The organism is Aestuariirhabdus haliotis (genome assembly GCF_023509475.1).
Classification (GTDB): Bacteria; Pseudomonadota; Gammaproteobacteria; order Pseudomonadales; family Aestuariirhabdaceae; genus Aestuariirhabdus; species Aestuariirhabdus haliotis.
Window position 1 is genome coordinate 1 of the sequence record NZ_JAKSDZ010000030.1, and the last position, 15,472, is coordinate 15,472.

Genomic DNA, 15,472 nt, shown 5'->3' on the forward strand with positions numbered 1-15,472 from the left:
TGTTCAGGTCTCGACATGAACGGCGAGCTTCGCCTTGATAAAAACCATTTTAGGATCCGCAGAGATCTATCCGAATTAATCAGAGGTGCCTTAATCCTTACCCGATCAACCGTTCCAGTGTCACCCAACCCGGGAAAGAGCACAAGCAAGCGGAATAACGATGGCGACCTGGGGTCTTAACCGAGGCTATTTCTCATGAAAACAGAGTGCAGGGATGCATTCGAACAGCGTTCAACACACTTCCATGACATCAGGTGAGCACTAGCGACGTTGCTTACGGGGCCAGACAATACTGAAACGTGCACCACCCAGATCACTGTGTCCCACCAGCGCCCGGCCATTATGCCAATACACAATACGACGTACGATAGACAACCCCAGACCATAACCTCCCGAAGCACGAGTACGGCTATCGTCCAGGCGTGTAAAGGGCGTAAAGACCCTCTCCCATTGATCCTCGGGAATACCCGGGCCGTCATCCTCCACATCAATACGACAGTTTTCGACATTGAGGTGGTAACTGACCCGCACCGTGCTGTTGGCGTAACGGCAAGCATTGCCAACCAGGTTCTGCACTGCACGGTGCATGTAGCGTCGCTCGACTTCGGCTTTGCGCATCAGCTCCGGTAGCTGACTGCGTTTGTGCTGAATCGAAATATCAGGGTTGGTCTGACTTTGCTCCCTGACCACCTGATCGAGAATGTCATCAACGTCTTCACGCCGGAAATGAATAACTGGCGCGCCCTGTTCCAGATTGGCATAGGTCAGGATCTCATCCACCAGAGTATCGAGTTCCTGAATATCATTATCCATGCCCTGCAACTGACGCTCCCTTTGTTCTTCCGTGGTGGCGTCAGCGGCCATCTCCAGGCCGAACCGAAGTCGTGCCACCGGGGTACGCAATTCATGGGAGACGGCCCGAATCATCTCTTTCTGAATACTCAGCAAACGCTCTATATGGCTAGCCATACCATTAAAGGCCAGCGCCAGACGGCCCACCGAATCTGCGCCTCGTAGCTGTACCCTGGCTTCCAGGTTGCCGCGCGAAATATGGGTGGCCGCACTTTCCAGCTTGCGCAGTCGACGCTCCAGTCCCCGCACCAGGACATAGATCGCAAACGAAATAGAGGTCGACATAAACAGAACGATACTCAGCAATAGCTTGAAGGGGTACAACTCAAACAAACCCAGAGGCCCGGCCTGCAGTAGGCGCTGCTCATCATTCAGTGGTGCATAAAACATCACCGAACCGGCATCACGTCCCAGCTTGGTCAAGGTTTGACCGCTCGCCAGACGCAGCAGCTGAGGATCACTCAGCTCAGACTCCTCGGGGTCGACCAGCTGCATTGGAAACGCAAACCAACGCTGCTGTAATGTCTCCAGGTGCTGGGCGCGCTCGCTTTCCGCCAGGGGATACAATCGATCCAGTAATAACTGCAATGTACCGTAGGCCAGCTGCTCGGTGAGGGTTTTGATTTCGGCACGCAGTAACATGCCATCGCTCAGTGGCACAAAGATTCTGCCGCGGGTCTGCTCGTCCATCTCGAGTAACAGCCCTTCATTCTCCGCCTTGGCTAATTGCTCTGCATCAAGACTGGTTTCCCAATGGGGGATCAATGCCAATTCGACCCCCAGAATCACCTCGAGCCGGGCCAACTCTGACGGGCGCTGGTCTGGCTGCAGTTGCTGCAAAGCCTCAGCCACCAGACTGAAGGTGCCGCGCGCCATATCCTGGCGATAATCTGCCAGACGCACACCATTGATGATATTTACCGCAAGCGCTGAGAGCACAGCCACCAGAACCAGGGTAAAGAGCAGGCCACCGTATATGCGCAGAAAAATACTGGTCACAAGGGATCCAACCGGTTAATAACAGCATTAATAGCCGACAAGCTTAAGTACCCTCGGCTAGCGAGCCTATCGAGTATCAGACCGGAGCCGCTTCCTTGACGAACAGGTAGCCTTTGCTGCGAACCGTCTTGATAAGCCGGGGATGCATGGGATCATCGCCGATTTTGGGTCGAATACGGGACACCCGGACATCGATCGAACGATCCTGACCATCGTACTCAATACCACGCAAGGCCGAGAAAATCTCTTCACGACTTAACACGCGACCCGCATTGCTGGCCAGCAGCCATAGCAGGTCAAACTCAGCACTGGTGAGTTCGATGCTCTCTTCATTCAACCAGGCCTCACGCATGGCGCTATCGACCACCAGCTTGCCAAAACTGAGTCGGGATTGATCGTCTGCGGCTTCTGTTTCTTCGCTCTGGGGCGCATTGCTACGGCGCAACAGGGCTCTGACCCGAGCCAGCAGCACACGGGGGCGAACGGGCTTAAAAACATAATCATCCGCCCCCATCTCCAGACCCAGCACCTGATCAAGGTCATCGGTTCGGGCGGTCAGCATCAGGATCGGACCTTGATAGCCCTGGCGCACCCTGCGGCAAATGGAGACGCCATCCTCGCCGGGTAGCATCAAATCCAAGACCACCAGATCCGGTTGTTCATCAAGGATTCGATCCACGGCCTTGGCACCGTCCCCTTCCACACCGACACTCAAACCGTTGCTTTCCAGATATTCCCTGGTTAACTCGGCAAGACGTTCATCATCCTCGACAATCAGGATTCGACCTGTTTCCGTTGTTTCCACGAGCGCGCTCATCCTCGGTTATGAATGCAAAAATTGTGTAGCCCGGCACAGCAAATTCAAGCCGCCACAGACTACAAAGAGGGATAGATTATCCTATCGCAAGCCTTGTATACAGACCATTACCGCGAAACTGCCAACTACAATATGGCCGCAATTAAGACTTCGAACAGGCAGGGGTATAAAAACAGCACAAACTGAAAAAAACGACATGAAAAACACGCCATTTAGCACGAAGCAACACCACTATATATAGTGGTTTATCCTGATAGCCCTGATGCCATAAATGAGAACTGGTCGCTCTGCTTGCCAAGCTTTAATTCTAAGCTGAATTTCAGTTTATAAGCGCGTTCTCCAGACAGGCCCACCAACACCAGGGCACTCACTGTTGGTAACCACTAACATCGACATTCACCCACACCTTATCCACAAGATACACCCAACATACTCGGCTTGCATTCGACCCCAACACGCATTATCTTGTGCCAATCGCTTAGTCAGCCACTATATCTTGTGCACCAATCGGCAAACACAAAGGCATTTATAGTGCACCCATGGAGTTTTCAGCACCACTGCTGAACAAGGAGAGCGTACAGCAGGCCATCCACCACGCCAGTCGGGGATGTGCAGCGAACTCAAGCGAGTCAGGACAGCGACAGGCATAGTCTTGTTAAGGCGTTACAGGCTAGAGTCGCGCTTGCTTCAGTTACGCATCAAGGATCTGCACAACACTATATGTTGTGTTTTAATTTATTACTCAGGTACTACAATCAATGACCACCAATCTACTGGTAACCAAGCGTGATGGCCGCAAAGAATCCCTCGACTGGGAAAAATTACATCGCGTTATCAATTGGGCGGCTGAGGGGCTCAACAACGTCTCCGTCTCTCAAGTGGAAATGAAATCCCACATCCAGTTTTACGAAGGGATCACCACCTCTGAAATTCATGAAACCATTATCAAGTCGGCTGCCGACCTGATTTCTCGTGAAGCTCCGGATTATCAGTACCTGGCCGCTCGACTGGCCATTTATCACCTGCGTAAGAAAGCCTACGGTGACTTTGAGCCTCCGAGCCTGTACGCCCACGTCAGCAAAATGGTCGATATGAAGCGCTACGACGCCCATCTGCTGTCCGACTACAGTGTCGAAGAGTTCGATACCATGAACGGCTTCCTCGACCACAGCCGTGACATGAATTTCAGCTATGCTGCGGTTAAGCAGCTGGAAGGCAAATATCTGGTCAAGAACCGCGTCACCGGCGAATACTATGAGAGCCCTCAGTTTCTTTATGTGCTGATCGCCGCCTGTCTCTTCGCCAGTTATCCGCAAGCCTCCCGCATGGACTACATTCGTCGTTTTTACGACGCCGTTTCCCTGTTCAAGCTGTCCCTGCCGACCCCCATTATGTCGGGTGTACGCACTCCAACACGTCAGTTCAGCTCTTGCGTATTGATTGAATGTGGTGACTCCCTGGATTCAATTAACGCCACTTCAAGCGCGATCGTAAAATACGTCAGCCAACGGGCCGGTATCGGCATCAACGCTGGGCGCATTCGTGCATTGGGTAGCCCCATCCGTAACGGTGAAGCCTTCCACACTGGCTGCATCCCTTTCTTCAAACACTTCCAGACGGCGGTTAAAAGTTGCTCACAGGGTGGTGTACGTGGTGGTGCCGCCACCCTGTTCTACCCCTTGTGGCACCTGGAAGTGGAATCACTGTTGGTATTGAAGAACAACCGTGGCGTCGAGGAAAACCGGGTTCGCCATCTGGATTACGGCGTGCAGTTCAACAAACTGATGTATCAGCGCCTCATCAAGGGTGGCAATATCACCTTGTTCAGCCCCTCTGATGTTCCCGGCCTATACGATGCCTTCTTCCAGGACCAGGACAAGTTTGAAGAGCTCTACCTCAAGTACGAGCAGGATGACAGCATTCGCAAGAAATCCATCAAGGCCGTGGAGCTGTTTTCGATGTTTGCCGCCGAACGTGCCAATACCGGCCGTATCTATCTGCAAAATGTCGACCACTGCAACACACACAGTCCGTTCGATCCAATGAAAGCACCGATCCGCCAGAGCAACCTGTGCCTGGAAATCGCGCTGCCGACCAAACCATTGAATCACGTCGATGATGCCGACGGTGAAATCGCCCTCTGCACCCTGGCTGCCTTTAATCTGGGCGCTTTGGAAAACCTCGATGAACTGGGTGAGTTGTCAGACTTGATCGTTCGAGCTTTGGACAGCCTGCTAAGCTATCAGGAATACCCGATTCCTGCGGCTAAAAGTGCCAGTATGGCTCGCCGCACCCTTGGCGTTGGCGTCATCAACTACGCGTACTATCTGGCCAAAAATGGTGTTAAATACTCCGACGGTAGCGCCAATGGTCTGACTCACCAGACGTTTGAAGCCATTCAGTACTATCTGCTCAAGGCCTCCAACGAGCTGGCTCGGGAACAGGGCGCTTGCCCCAAATTTGACGAAACCCGTTACGCCCAGGGCATTCTTCCGATCGATACCTACAAGCAGGACCTCAACGAGGTGTGTAACGAACCCCTGCAATACGATTGGGAAGGTCTGCGTGAAAGCATCAAGCAGCACGGTTTGCGCAACAGCACATTAAGCGCACTCATGCCTTCGGAGACCTCCTCCCAGATCAGCAATGCCACGAATGGTATCGAGCCACCGCGAGGCTTTGTCAGCGTCAAGCAAAGCAAGGATGGCATTCTCAAGCAGGTGGTACCCGATTACGAAAACTGCAAGGACAACTACGAGCTGTTATGGGATATCCCCAGCAACGACGGCTACTTGCAACTGGTGGCGATCATGCAGAAATTTATTGATCAGACGATTTCCGCTAATACCAATTACGACCCGTCGCGCTTCGAAGGCAATAAAGTGCCCATGAAATTGCTGCTCAAGGATTTGTTAAGCGCCTACAAACTGGGGGTTAAAACCCTCTATTACCACAACACTCACGACGGGGCTGAAGACAGCCACGGCGAAGAAGATGATGACGGCTGCGCTGGCGGTGCTTGCAAAATCTAGCGAGCAAACCCTGCATCAAGCCACAGTATCGGGTGCGCCAGGCGCACCCGTGCGAACACAACGGAAACCCATATGCGTTACACCACTTTCAACACTACCCAACACGACCAGTTAAAAGAGCCCATGTTTCTGGGCGAACCGGTCAACGTATTACGCTTTGACGAACAGCGGTTCCCTATCTTTGAGAAACTGACCGACAAGCAACTGTCGTTTTTCTGGCGTCCCGAAGAGATCGATGTCTCCAAGGATCGTCTGGATTTCCAATCGCTTCCCGAACACGAGCGCCATATCTTTCTGTCCAATTTACGCTTCCAGACCTTGGCCGATGCGGCAGCTGGACGCTCTATCGCCATGGCTACCCTACCCGCGGTATCACTGCCCGAACTCGAAGCAATGTATGAGCTGTTTTCAGCGGTGGAATCGGCGATTCACTCCAAGTCTTACTCGCACATTATTCGTAATGTGTTTGATAACCCGACCGAAGTCTTCAATGGTATTATCGAAATTGACGAAATCGTTGAACGCTCGACCCAAATTTGCCGGTACTACGACGACCTGATCGAATACACCAGCTGGTTTAATCTGTTAGGTGAAGGCAACCACAGCATTAATGGTGAATCTAAAGAGATCGCACTACCAGAGCTGAAAAAGAAATTGTTTCTGGCCATTCTCAGCCTGAATATTATGGAAGGCGTTCGCTTTTACGTCAGCTTTGCCTGCAGTTTCGCGTTCGCCGAACGCAGCCTGATGGAAGGTAACGCCAAGATCATTAAACTGATTGCCCGTGACGAGGCCTTGCACACCAGCGCTGGCCAGCACGTCATCAATAACTGGCGCACTGGCAAGGATGATCCGGAAATGGCCGAAATCCTTCGGGATAACGAACAGCTGGCCTACCAGATGTTTGATGAAGTTGTGCGGGACGAAAAAGCCTGGGCCGACTACCTGTTCCGGGATGGTTCCATGATCGGACTTAATGCTGAAATCCTCAAACAGTATGTCGAATACATTGCCAATCAGCGAATGCAGCAGATTGGCCTGACGCCTCAATACGAGGTAAGCAACAACCCGCTACCCTGGATGAACACCTGGTTAGTAAGTGATAATGTGCAGGTAGCTCCACAAGAGACCGAAATCACTTCATACCTGGTTGGTGCCATCGACAGCGATGTTGACGGAGAAGACTTCGGTGACTTTGCCTTATAAAAAAGCCCTTTAACCAACCCCTGCAAAAACAAGAAGCGAAAAAATGACACATATCGTCAAGGTCATGGATGGTTTCAGCTTTATGCCCCGTGAGGGGCAATCCCTGCTGGAAGCGCTGGAGAGTGAACGCATTGAAATTGACTATCAGTGCCGGCAGGGATTTTGCGGCGCCTGCCAGGTGGATTTACTGTCGGGTGATGTCGCCTACGATCAGGAGCCAGTGGCCTTTGTGCCACCGGGTCGTATCCTGCCCTGCTGCTGTCGTGCACAGAGCGATATCACCATTGAAATTCCGGAAAGCCAGCGTAAAACGGGTTAAGGTGCCTTAGTTTTGCCACCATTCCATTAACTGCTGGCGGCCAGTCCCCACGCCGCCGCAGACGATAACGACAACATCACCATCAATGCCTAGAGGGCCTGTGTGCTCATAAAGTGCAGCTAGGCTCGCCCCGCATGCCGGCTCGACCAATACCCGCTGTTCATCCAGTAATCGCATACAAGCCTCGATACTCTGCTGATCGCTGACCAATCGGCTTTGCACAGGGTGTTGCCGGGACAATTCAAAAGCACGCTCCGAGACACAGAGTGCGCCCAGCGAGGTAGCAATCGATTTTATTTCGTCAATACCTTCAAGCCTGCCTTGGCTCAACGCATGATGAAATGAAGCCGCACCCTCGGTTTCCACCGCCCAGACCGGCGTCTGTTCTGCGGTATTTCTGCGTAATCCTTCGATCACGCCACAAAGTAAACCACCACCACCCACCGACAACACTACCAATCCGGGACGTACACCCTGCTCCACTACCTCATCGATCATGGAGGCATGGCCTTGCCATAACCAGGGGTCGTCAAAGGGATGAATATAAGCGCCACCCTGTTCAGCTAACTGCAAAGCAACTTCGTGGGATTGGTTCCAGCGTTTGCCCTCTACACGCACCTCAGCACCCTGTAGCCTGATCAATTCAATAGCCCGAGCACTCGTCGTTTCCGGCACAACAACCGTCACCGGAACCCCTATTTTCCGGCCCGCATAGGCCACCGCAAGCCCGGCATTTCCGCCCGAAGATGCAACCAGGGAGGTCGCACCCTGAGCCACATAATGCTGGCACGCCAGACTGACACCACGGCATTTGAACGACCCACTGGGCTGCAAGGCTTCCATCTTCAGCCAGACTCGTGTACCTGTTTTTTGGCTCAACGGGATCGATTCCAGAAGTGGGGTTCTTATATGCAAATGACTCATATCATGGACCTTATGATTCAACAGTGCTTCCAGAAAACCGTCTCACCCAAGACAAAACATGGGGACATTATTGATGGCCATGACCAGAAGGCGTTTTAAAATTATCGAGAAATCGTCGAGATCTTAACAATGAAAAAAATAGAGGTGTTACAGGGTGCAGTGTACCGACAGCAACAAAGATCAGACAAGTAGAAACAGCAAAGGAGGGGGAAAGAAAAAGCGAAGGAGACTCGGCCAGCTACGCAGTGAAGATTCATTGATCCATCAGGGATCCTGGATAGTCGAAACGGATCAATTTATTCGTTAGTAAGAAAAAGCTGCTGCCAGAGCTCAAAATCACTATCGCTGGCATCGTAGAGTTCCATCCCGGTTTCCAATAGATTACCTACCTGGTGCTGCCACTTTACCTCGCCCTTAAGAAAATAACGTGCACCGTCCATTTCAGCACACACATCGAGCACCACAGCAACCGGTAGCGGATCACGTATATTGACACGAATACCCGCCGGAGAAATATCAAGACTCTGGCACAAAACAATCTCTACCTTGCCAAGGTTATCGGGTAGTTCAACATAAATATCGACTTGTCTATCGAGACGTTCCTGAAAACGTTTATTATCATTCTTGGTCAGGTTCATCACTCTCGGACTCCCCTACATGCGGCGCTGTTGTTCATTGCGAATCCCCCCGACAACAGTCGCCAGAGCCGAGCTGAAATCATCACCACTTTCGATGACGATCAGAGATCCTTGATGTAATTGATCTGCCAATTCTTGTTCACTAAGGCTCAATTGCTTGTTACCAGAACGGTCAACAAAAACCCGTTGCTGGTCGGCTTTACTAATCACGGCCAGTTTTAATTTTATCCGCTGCTCGCCAGAACGCTGCTCCAACCAGGATCCCGTCGGCAGGGAGCGCGCCAGATTCAACGTGTTTTGACGGCGTTTGTCCTCTTCACGAACCTTATCTTCCTCGATCTGGCGCTGCCGATCGGCTGCCCGGCGTTTCTCATCTTCGGCTTTTTGTACCGCTCTCGCCTTGGCTTCCGTTCTCGCCTTGGCCATCAACTGGGCACGACGTCGCTGCTCTTGTTCGAAACGTTCACGCTCCTCTTCTTCCAGCCGCAGTTTCGCTTCTTGCATGCGTTTTCGATGCAGCGCTGCAACTTGGGCAAGATGCTCCAGCTGCTGATCAAAGTGCTGTTCAACCCGTTCAATACCACCGAGTAATTTCACAACCTCTTGCTGTATACCTATAGCCAGTTCGATTCGGCTCATATCCTTGAGGCGCATCCCCTGACGATTCACAAAAATAAATTGCTGTCCTTCATTTATACGAACCGCCAATCGACAAAAGCGGGCATTACCTTGCTCATCAAACAAATTCACCCAATCGCCTTCACGCAGCTCATCAACTTGTTGCAGGTGAGATTGTCGCAAAGTGTCTGGAACCCACTCGTCGCTGCTCTCGATTTCCATCGCAAACATGGGCTGTAACTCGACAGGTTCACCGCGCAACATGCCCATCAGGCATTCGGAAATCTCTGTACATAACGTTTCTAACTGCTCCGGGTCACGATGTAAGGAAAGAAAGACATCGTGGGAATTATTGATAACCAGGTCCACGGTATTGTAGAGCGCCTGCTTTTTTTGCGGATCATCACGACAACCAATGATGCGAGTTAAAAACTGGGCGTAGCGAACACCTCGAGTCCAATCCGTGCTGGCAGAACCTTGCTGTAAACAAATCAGGCGCATTGAATTACACCAGTGCTCCTCCATCGCCAGGGCGAGCTCGGCTGGCAGCTCCTTACCGGAAAAGATCTTGTTATAGGTTTCACTTAATGTGCGCTGTGCCTGCTGGGCGAGGGCATGACCAATTTCCGAATCACTCATTCGCTGAACAATTTTTTCAGCTCGCTGCTCAATCTTTTCCAATTGCTGATCAATGACGGCGCCCATCGCTTCGAACTCGCCAGCAGAAGTCACATCATTATCGTGAAGCGTGGCACAAAGATGCGTTAGCTGGACAACAATTGGGGACCTTGTATCCTCGTGGTCTATACCATAGCCCGCACAACAGAGCTTGCGCACAAACAGCATCGCAGGATGCAGAGAGTCTTTTGCAAACAGATTCTCTTTTAACGCCAGAACCATAAAGGGCAATTCCAGCAATTTTAGTGGCTCACGCACCACCGCTGGCAACTCTTGCCATTGATTCAGTGACTCAAAAAACATGGCACACAGACGTAAGGCTTCCTCCTCCTGCTGGGCCATGGTCACTTTCTGCTGATTGAAAATCGACAGCACTTTCTCAGATAACAGCAAATCTCCGTTACCCGAGTCCAGCTTGGTCAGCCAGGCGGCTAACTTATCCACTCTGCTTTGATCAACGCTCAAAGCAACTCCCCCACTTCGAATCAATTACCCTTCTCTCCAAGCAACAGCGAACCCAAAATCTATGACTTCGGATTCTGCTCGATAAAATCAATAATCGCGCTACACAATGCATCGCTGCAATCTTCCTGCAAAAAGTGCCCACCTGACATCAGTCGATGGGGCTGCCCCTGACAACCGGGGATGCGCTGCTGAAATACTTTATCACCTCCGGCTGTTATAGGGTCGCCATCAGAAAACAAAGTTAACCAAGCCCCCGGAAATTGCTCAAGCTGTTTCCACGCATCCCTGTTAACCATAGCCTGAGAATCGTTCGTTTCAACAGGCACCAAAACAGGAAACTGCCTCGCAGCCTGCTTGTACGACTCATTTAAAAAGGGTGCATCATAGGCTGCCAGCTCTTGTGCCGTCAGCGCGCGTGTACAGCCCATTTGGACCATTTCCCCTACCTCGAAACAATGTACCTCTTGAGAAAACTGTCGCCATTGCAAAAACGCCTCGCCTGGTGGGCTTTCTGCTGTGGGCAAAAAGGTATTCGCGGTTACCACACGGGCAAATCGCCCTGGCTGTGATGCTACCAACCTCAGCCCTAACAAGCCGCCCCAGTCCTGGCAAAACAGGGTTATCCCCTGCAGATCGAGCCCTTCCAGCCAGCACTGCAGCCATTGAAAGTGCCGCTGGTAACTGTAATCAGACCGCTGGGAGGGCTTATCGGAGCGCCCAAACCCCACCAGATCCGGGGCCAAGACTCGATATCCGGCCGCCACCAATGGTGGGATCATATGCCGGTAAAGATAGCTCCAGGAAGGCTCGCCGTGTAATAGCAACAGGGTTTCAGACCCTTTCCCCTCATCAACATAATGCATCCTCAGGTGATTACCCTCAGGATCGGCTATTTCGGCGTAATGTGGCATGAATGGATAGTCAGCAAGATCGGAAAAGCGGCTATCAGGCGTTCTCAACAGCTCCATACCAAACGTCTCCCTTATTGGTGGCGACGCTTGAAGTATAGTCGTTTGCTCACAACCAATGATGGTCTTTCCAAGCACAGGCAGTTTACAAACTGACAGAGTGGTTATCCGGCTTATGCGTCACAAAACGGTCGCTGAATATAGATTTTTTAAACAGTAATGCCGATAGCGGAAAAATGCCGGTGTCAGTCGCTACCGGGTAACAGTGGGTCAAACAGATCGTCCATCAGAGGAGCATGATTGCTATCCAGCAAGAGGTCGAGCTGCACCTCTTCCCGATCGGCCATGCGCTGTTTGATCCGTGCCCGGCGACGCTTGCACAGCGCCATGACTTCGGCACGCTGGGTTTGGGTCATCTGATTCCAGTTAAAGCGCTCATCACGGCTGCGCAGACAGCCCACGCAAAATCCACGATTATTGGTCGTGCAGATACTGCGGCAAGGGGAATCGATATCAAACAGCTCAAACTGTTCTTTGTTATCGTTCGCGGTTGATGGTTTGTTATTACCGGTGGTCATGAAAGCAGCTGTTTCTCTTGATGTTTTAGGCCAGCTAAATCAGGCCTGGCCCTCTGCTAACGTACTACGATGATACCATTATCGCCCCACGGGACCGCAATAACGGTCTACATATTATCCTGTGCTTCTGCGGCTTGCACGAAAGCGACCGGACATTGCCATAATCCCGTCAGTCTGGCCATTCCCTCTGCTCAACGGACTGTACAGTGGTTACAATATAGCCATCATTGAACAGGAATTTGCCATGCCCTCTGCAACTGCTGCGCTTTTTAGCGATGCCAATATTGGCTTTTTGCAACAAACCCTGGACAACAGCAACCCTTTGCGACAAGCCAGTGAGCAGCGCCACGGTGTGAATTTTCAATTGCTTGATGAAGGGGTGCTGCTGGTCGAATCCAGTGCGACCCAAGGCACAAGTCAACCCAGTCTGCTCTTGTCAGCCGGCATTCACGGTAATGAAACGGCACCCATTGAGTTACTCGATCGTCTGGTCAATCGATTGCTCGGCGGAGAGCTAAAGCTTTGCTGCCGGCTATTGCTGATCTTGGGCAACCCTCCCGCAATGCGCCAGGGTCAGCGTTTTATTGATACCAACCTGAATCGCTTGTTCTCATTGCAACCCGCCCCGGGCAACAGTATCGAACATCGCCGCGCACAAACCCTAATGGGTCATGTGGATGCGTTTTTTGACGGCGCCCAGGGGCCTCGTTTGCATTACGACCTGCACACGGCCATTCGCGGCAGCCAATACGAGAAATTTGCTGTTTACCCTCACAATACACGCACCCCCCCCTGGGATCGTGACCAGTTGGGTTTTTTAGCCGGCAGCGGCATCGAGGCGGTTCTGTTTCAGGACCGGCCATCACCAACCTTTTCCTGGTACAGCAGCAATAAGCACGGCGCTAATGGCTTTACTCTGGAGCTCGGCAAAGTACGCCCGTTTGGTGACAATGCCCCCGAACGCTTACTCGCCATGGAGCAAAACCTGATTGCATTGATTCAAGACCAACAACCCTCCCTGGCTGCGCTGGAGTCGTTGCAATTGTTCCGCATTCGAGATGAGGTGATTCGACAAGGCGAACACTTTGAGCTGCTGTTCGACGACGACCTGCCCAACTTTAGCCGCTTCGAGCCCGGCTGCCAGATCAGCCGCGACGAAGATAATGCTTACTACATACAGGACAGCCCGGGCTATATCATTTTCCCCAATGCCAAGGTCGAGATTGGCGCCCGGGCGGCCTTGATTGCCCAAACAACCGAAGCCTCTGAGCTGTTCCCGGCATCCGAGACGTCCTGACAGATTATCAGCCCAGGCCACCCTCGAATTCGACCCCAAACATTCGAGGGTATAGCCACGATCAATTCCCTGGCTCCTACCAACCCTGCCCATAGACAGCCCTTCTAGGTCACAAGCCCCGCAGGCTGGTTTGCGACCTATTTGCGCATATTCCCCAGACCGACTTAAAACCTTTCAAAATAGCCGATAGAGCAAGCCAAGGAGTTCCACCGCCTCTCCTTCAGCTCTATTAATACAAATATTTTTGCATTAACCAATATTTGAAAATTTTATTTGCGGGCACAGCAGCATCCTTCTAGAGTTTATGCAACTAAATATCACCCTTTGTAATCACCACGTCCGAAATGGGCTGGATCTACCACCATGAATACGCCGACTGCAACCCGTCAGCCACCCGCCGCTACAAGCCTCAAGGAACTGCAACAGATCCCGGCTCGTCTACAGCGAGGAGAGTTGGATCTGAGCCTGGGCAAACGTTCCCGAGAAGTACTCAGTAAACTGCTCGATAACCCCCGCTTCAGTTCCACCCACAATATCAGCGAGTTGGCAGAAGCCTTCTCGATCAGTCCATCGACCCTGACCCGGTTAGCGCAAAACCTGGGCTTCGCTGGTTTTAACGCCTTACAGCAACTGTTTCGCGAATCGCCCCAGGGGCCCGGTCACTTTTACAGTGATCAGCTGGAGCAAGGCATTCTTGGCACAGACTCTCGGCCGCTCAGCCCTCACACCGAATTGCTGCAACAGGTGGTGGGCGATGAGCTTGGCAATATCGAAGCCATGGCGCGCAACCTGGATCCTCGCACCGTTCGTGAAACCGTAGTGCAACTGGCCAAGGCCCCCCGAGTGTTTGTATTTGGCCGGCGCCAGTCCTATAGCCTGGCCAGTTTTTTCAGTTACACGCTGGGCATGCTACGTCAGGACGTCGAGCTGCTGGGCACGCCAGGCCAGGGATTGTCCCACGCTCTGGGCAAACTTCGCCAAGGCGACCTGCTGGTGCTGATCGGCTGTGCCCCCTACAGCGCGCAAACCATTCGAGTCGCCCAATTAGCAAATCGTCATGGCATCGAACTGGTGGCCATTACCGATTCTCACAGCTCCCCCCTGGCAGCCTATGCCCGCTATCGGTTTATCTCCCCGACCGACGGCGTCTTTTTCAGTAACAGCCAGGCCGCCTTTATGGTTTTGATCGAAGGCTTACTAAGCCAAACGGCCCGCTACCTCGGTGACCAGGCCACGACCGCGCTACGTTACCGGGAACAACTGATCGACGACCTTCAGGATCAATACTGAGTATTACTTTTACGCCATCTTACTGAGCACTCTGTCATGACCGATTACCAGCACCTTCAAGCCCTGCGCCACGGCGCCATTATGGAACTTCGCTTGTCCCGTCCCGAGCGCCTCAACGCCGTGATTAAACCCCTCTACGATGAACTGCTCGATGCCCTGGCCCAGGCCGAAGCCGATGATAGCGTTCGCGTCATTATGCTGACCGGGGAAGGACGAGCGTTCTGCGTCGGAGCCGATATGAAAGCCCATGCCGGCGGTGAGCGTTCGGCCTTCGACAAGCGCCAGTATCTGGCTGGCGAACAGCAGGTTTGCAAACGCCTGTTCACGCTGGAAAAACCCATTGTTTGCGTGGTGCAGGGGTATGCGATCGGTGCGGGGGCGGAATTGGCCATGGCGTGTGATTTTTTGCTGATGAGCAAACAGGCACAACTGGGCTTGCCCGAGGTCAGTATTGGTACCTTTATTGGCGGCGGCGTCAGTTATCTATTGCCCCGCCTGGTCGGGCTGGCCCGAGCACGCGAACTCATCTTTAGTGGTAAACGCATCAGCGCCAAACGCGCCGTCAAACTGGGGCTGGCCAACCAACGGCTGGATGAAGAGCATTTCCGTGAACAAGCCTTAACCTACTCCCGGCAATTGGCTGAAAAGGCGCCCATCTCGATGGCCCTGGCCAAACGTCACCTGAACCTGCTGGGTAACCAGAGTTTCGATTCCGCCCTAACCTCGGAACTCGAAGGCATGAGTTTTTGCGCCACCAGCCAGGATTGGCAGGAAGGTGTCGATGCCTTCGCCGAACAACGCCCTCCCAAATTTCAGGGACACTGATTCCCTGCTTTACCAACGGTTCACCA

13 protein-coding genes are annotated in these 15,472 nt (G+C 52.4%); 6 read left to right on the forward strand and 7 right to left on the reverse strand.

All coding sequences use genetic code 11. The features are described 5' to 3' along the window. Positions 1–261: 261 nt before the first annotated feature. Both MIB40_RS19765 and MIB40_RS14430 read right to left on the reverse strand, forming a co-directional pair. Entirely contained in the window at positions 262–1,851 is a 1,590-nt protein-coding gene (locus MIB40_RS19765) for an ATP-binding protein (RefSeq protein WP_249695587.1), read from the reverse strand. Positions 1,852–1,927: 76 nt separating this feature from the next. After that, positions 1,928–2,656, reverse strand: a complete 729-nt coding sequence (locus tag MIB40_RS14430; RefSeq protein ID WP_406566468.1) for a response regulator — start codon at positions 2,654–2,656, stop codon at positions 1,928–1,930. Between the two features lie 770 nt (positions 2,657–3,426). Between MIB40_RS14430 and nrdA the strand changes: the two genes are divergently transcribed. From nrdA to yfaE, 3 genes are all read left to right on the forward strand, one after another. Further along, positions 3,427–5,700 carry a class 1a ribonucleoside-diphosphate reductase subunit alpha gene (gene nrdA, locus MIB40_RS14435; protein WP_249695593.1) on the forward strand — a complete coding sequence of 758 codons (2,274 nt, stop codon included), beginning with the start codon at positions 3,427–3,429 and terminating at the stop codon, positions 5,698–5,700. Positions 5,701–5,772: 72 nt separating this feature from the next. Then, positions 5,773–6,906, forward strand: a complete 1,134-nt coding sequence (gene nrdB, locus MIB40_RS14440) for a class Ia ribonucleoside-diphosphate reductase subunit beta (protein WP_249695595.1) — start codon at positions 5,773–5,775, stop codon at positions 6,904–6,906. Positions 6,907–6,949: 43 nt separating this feature from the next. Then, entirely contained in the window at positions 6,950–7,225 is a 276-nt protein-coding gene (yfaE, locus tag MIB40_RS14445) for a class I ribonucleotide reductase maintenance protein YfaE (RefSeq protein ID WP_249695597.1), read from the forward strand. A 6-nt stretch (positions 7,226–7,231) separates the two neighbouring features. Here yfaE and MIB40_RS14450 read toward each other — a convergent pair whose 3' ends face one another. From MIB40_RS14450 to MIB40_RS14470, 5 genes are all read right to left on the reverse strand, one after another. Next, positions 7,232–8,149, reverse strand: coding sequence for a pyridoxal-phosphate dependent enzyme (locus MIB40_RS14450; RefSeq protein WP_249695599.1), 918 nt, complete (start codon positions 8,147–8,149; stop codon positions 7,232–7,234). Positions 8,150–8,445: 296 nt separating this feature from the next. Further along, complete coding sequence (locus MIB40_RS14455) at positions 8,446–8,787, reverse strand: PilZ domain-containing protein (RefSeq protein ID WP_249695601.1); 342 nt, start codon at positions 8,785–8,787, stop codon at positions 8,446–8,448. Between the two features lie 15 nt (positions 8,788–8,802). Then, complete coding sequence (locus MIB40_RS14460; protein WP_249695603.1) at positions 8,803–10,548, reverse strand: DUF1631 family protein; 1,746 nt, start codon at positions 10,546–10,548, stop codon at positions 8,803–8,805. Between the two features lie 59 nt (positions 10,549–10,607). Further along, positions 10,608–11,516: a haloalkane dehalogenase gene (locus MIB40_RS14465; RefSeq protein ID WP_249695606.1), complete on the reverse strand. Its 909-nt coding sequence runs from the start codon at positions 11,514–11,516 to the stop codon at positions 10,608–10,610. Positions 11,517–11,701: 185 nt separating this feature from the next. Beyond that, on the reverse strand, positions 11,702–12,034 hold the full coding sequence (locus tag MIB40_RS14470) for a DUF1289 domain-containing protein (protein ID WP_249695608.1): 333 nt from the start codon (positions 12,032–12,034) through the stop codon (positions 11,702–11,704). Between the two features lie 244 nt (positions 12,035–12,278). Here MIB40_RS14470 and astE point away from each other — a divergent pair, with 244 nt between their 5' ends. The 3 genes from astE to MIB40_RS14485 all read left to right on the forward strand — a co-directional run bounded on the left by astE (position 12,279) and on the right by MIB40_RS14485 (position 15,446). Then, a complete protein-coding gene (gene astE / locus MIB40_RS14475; protein ID WP_249695610.1) occupies positions 12,279–13,331 on the forward strand; it encodes a succinylglutamate desuccinylase in 1,053 nt (350 codons plus the stop codon). A gap of 363 nt (positions 13,332–13,694) precedes the next feature. Further along, a complete protein-coding gene (locus MIB40_RS14480; protein WP_249695612.1) occupies positions 13,695–14,621 on the forward strand; it encodes a MurR/RpiR family transcriptional regulator in 927 nt (308 codons plus the stop codon). A gap of 36 nt (positions 14,622–14,657) precedes the next feature. Further along, complete coding sequence (locus tag MIB40_RS14485; RefSeq protein WP_249695614.1) at positions 14,658–15,446, forward strand: enoyl-CoA hydratase/isomerase family protein; 789 nt, start codon at positions 14,658–14,660, stop codon at positions 15,444–15,446. Positions 15,447–15,472 lie beyond the last annotated feature (26 nt).

Bases quoted from the DNA above. Each gene is read 5' to 3' on its own strand.
- MIB40_RS14450 (WP_249695599.1), bottom strand. From the start codon at position 8,149: ATGAGTCATTTGCATATAAGAACCCCACTTCTGGAATCGATCCCGTTG.
- yfaE (WP_249695597.1), top strand. From the start codon at position 6,950: ATGACACATATCGTCAAGGTCATGGATGGTTTCAGCTTTATGCCCCGT.
- MIB40_RS14465 (WP_249695606.1), bottom strand. From the start codon at position 11,516: ATGGAGCTGTTGAGAACGCCTGATAGCCGCTTTTCCGATCTTGCTGAC.
- MIB40_RS14470 (WP_249695608.1), bottom strand. From the start codon at position 12,034: ATGACCACCGGTAATAACAAACCATCAACCGCGAACGATAACAAAGAA.
- MIB40_RS14480 (WP_249695612.1), top strand. From the start codon at position 13,695: ATGAATACGCCGACTGCAACCCGTCAGCCACCCGCCGCTACAAGCCTC.
- MIB40_RS14455 (WP_249695601.1), bottom strand. From the start codon at position 8,787: ATGAACCTGACCAAGAATGATAATAAACGTTTTCAGGAACGTCTCGAT.
- astE (WP_249695610.1), top strand. From the start codon at position 12,279: ATGCCCTCTGCAACTGCTGCGCTTTTTAGCGATGCCAATATTGGCTTT.
- MIB40_RS14485 (WP_249695614.1), top strand. From the start codon at position 14,658: ATGACCGATTACCAGCACCTTCAAGCCCTGCGCCACGGCGCCATTATG.
- nrdA (WP_249695593.1), top strand. From the start codon at position 3,427: ATGACCACCAATCTACTGGTAACCAAGCGTGATGGCCGCAAAGAATCC.
- nrdB (WP_249695595.1), top strand. From the start codon at position 5,773: ATGCGTTACACCACTTTCAACACTACCCAACACGACCAGTTAAAAGAG.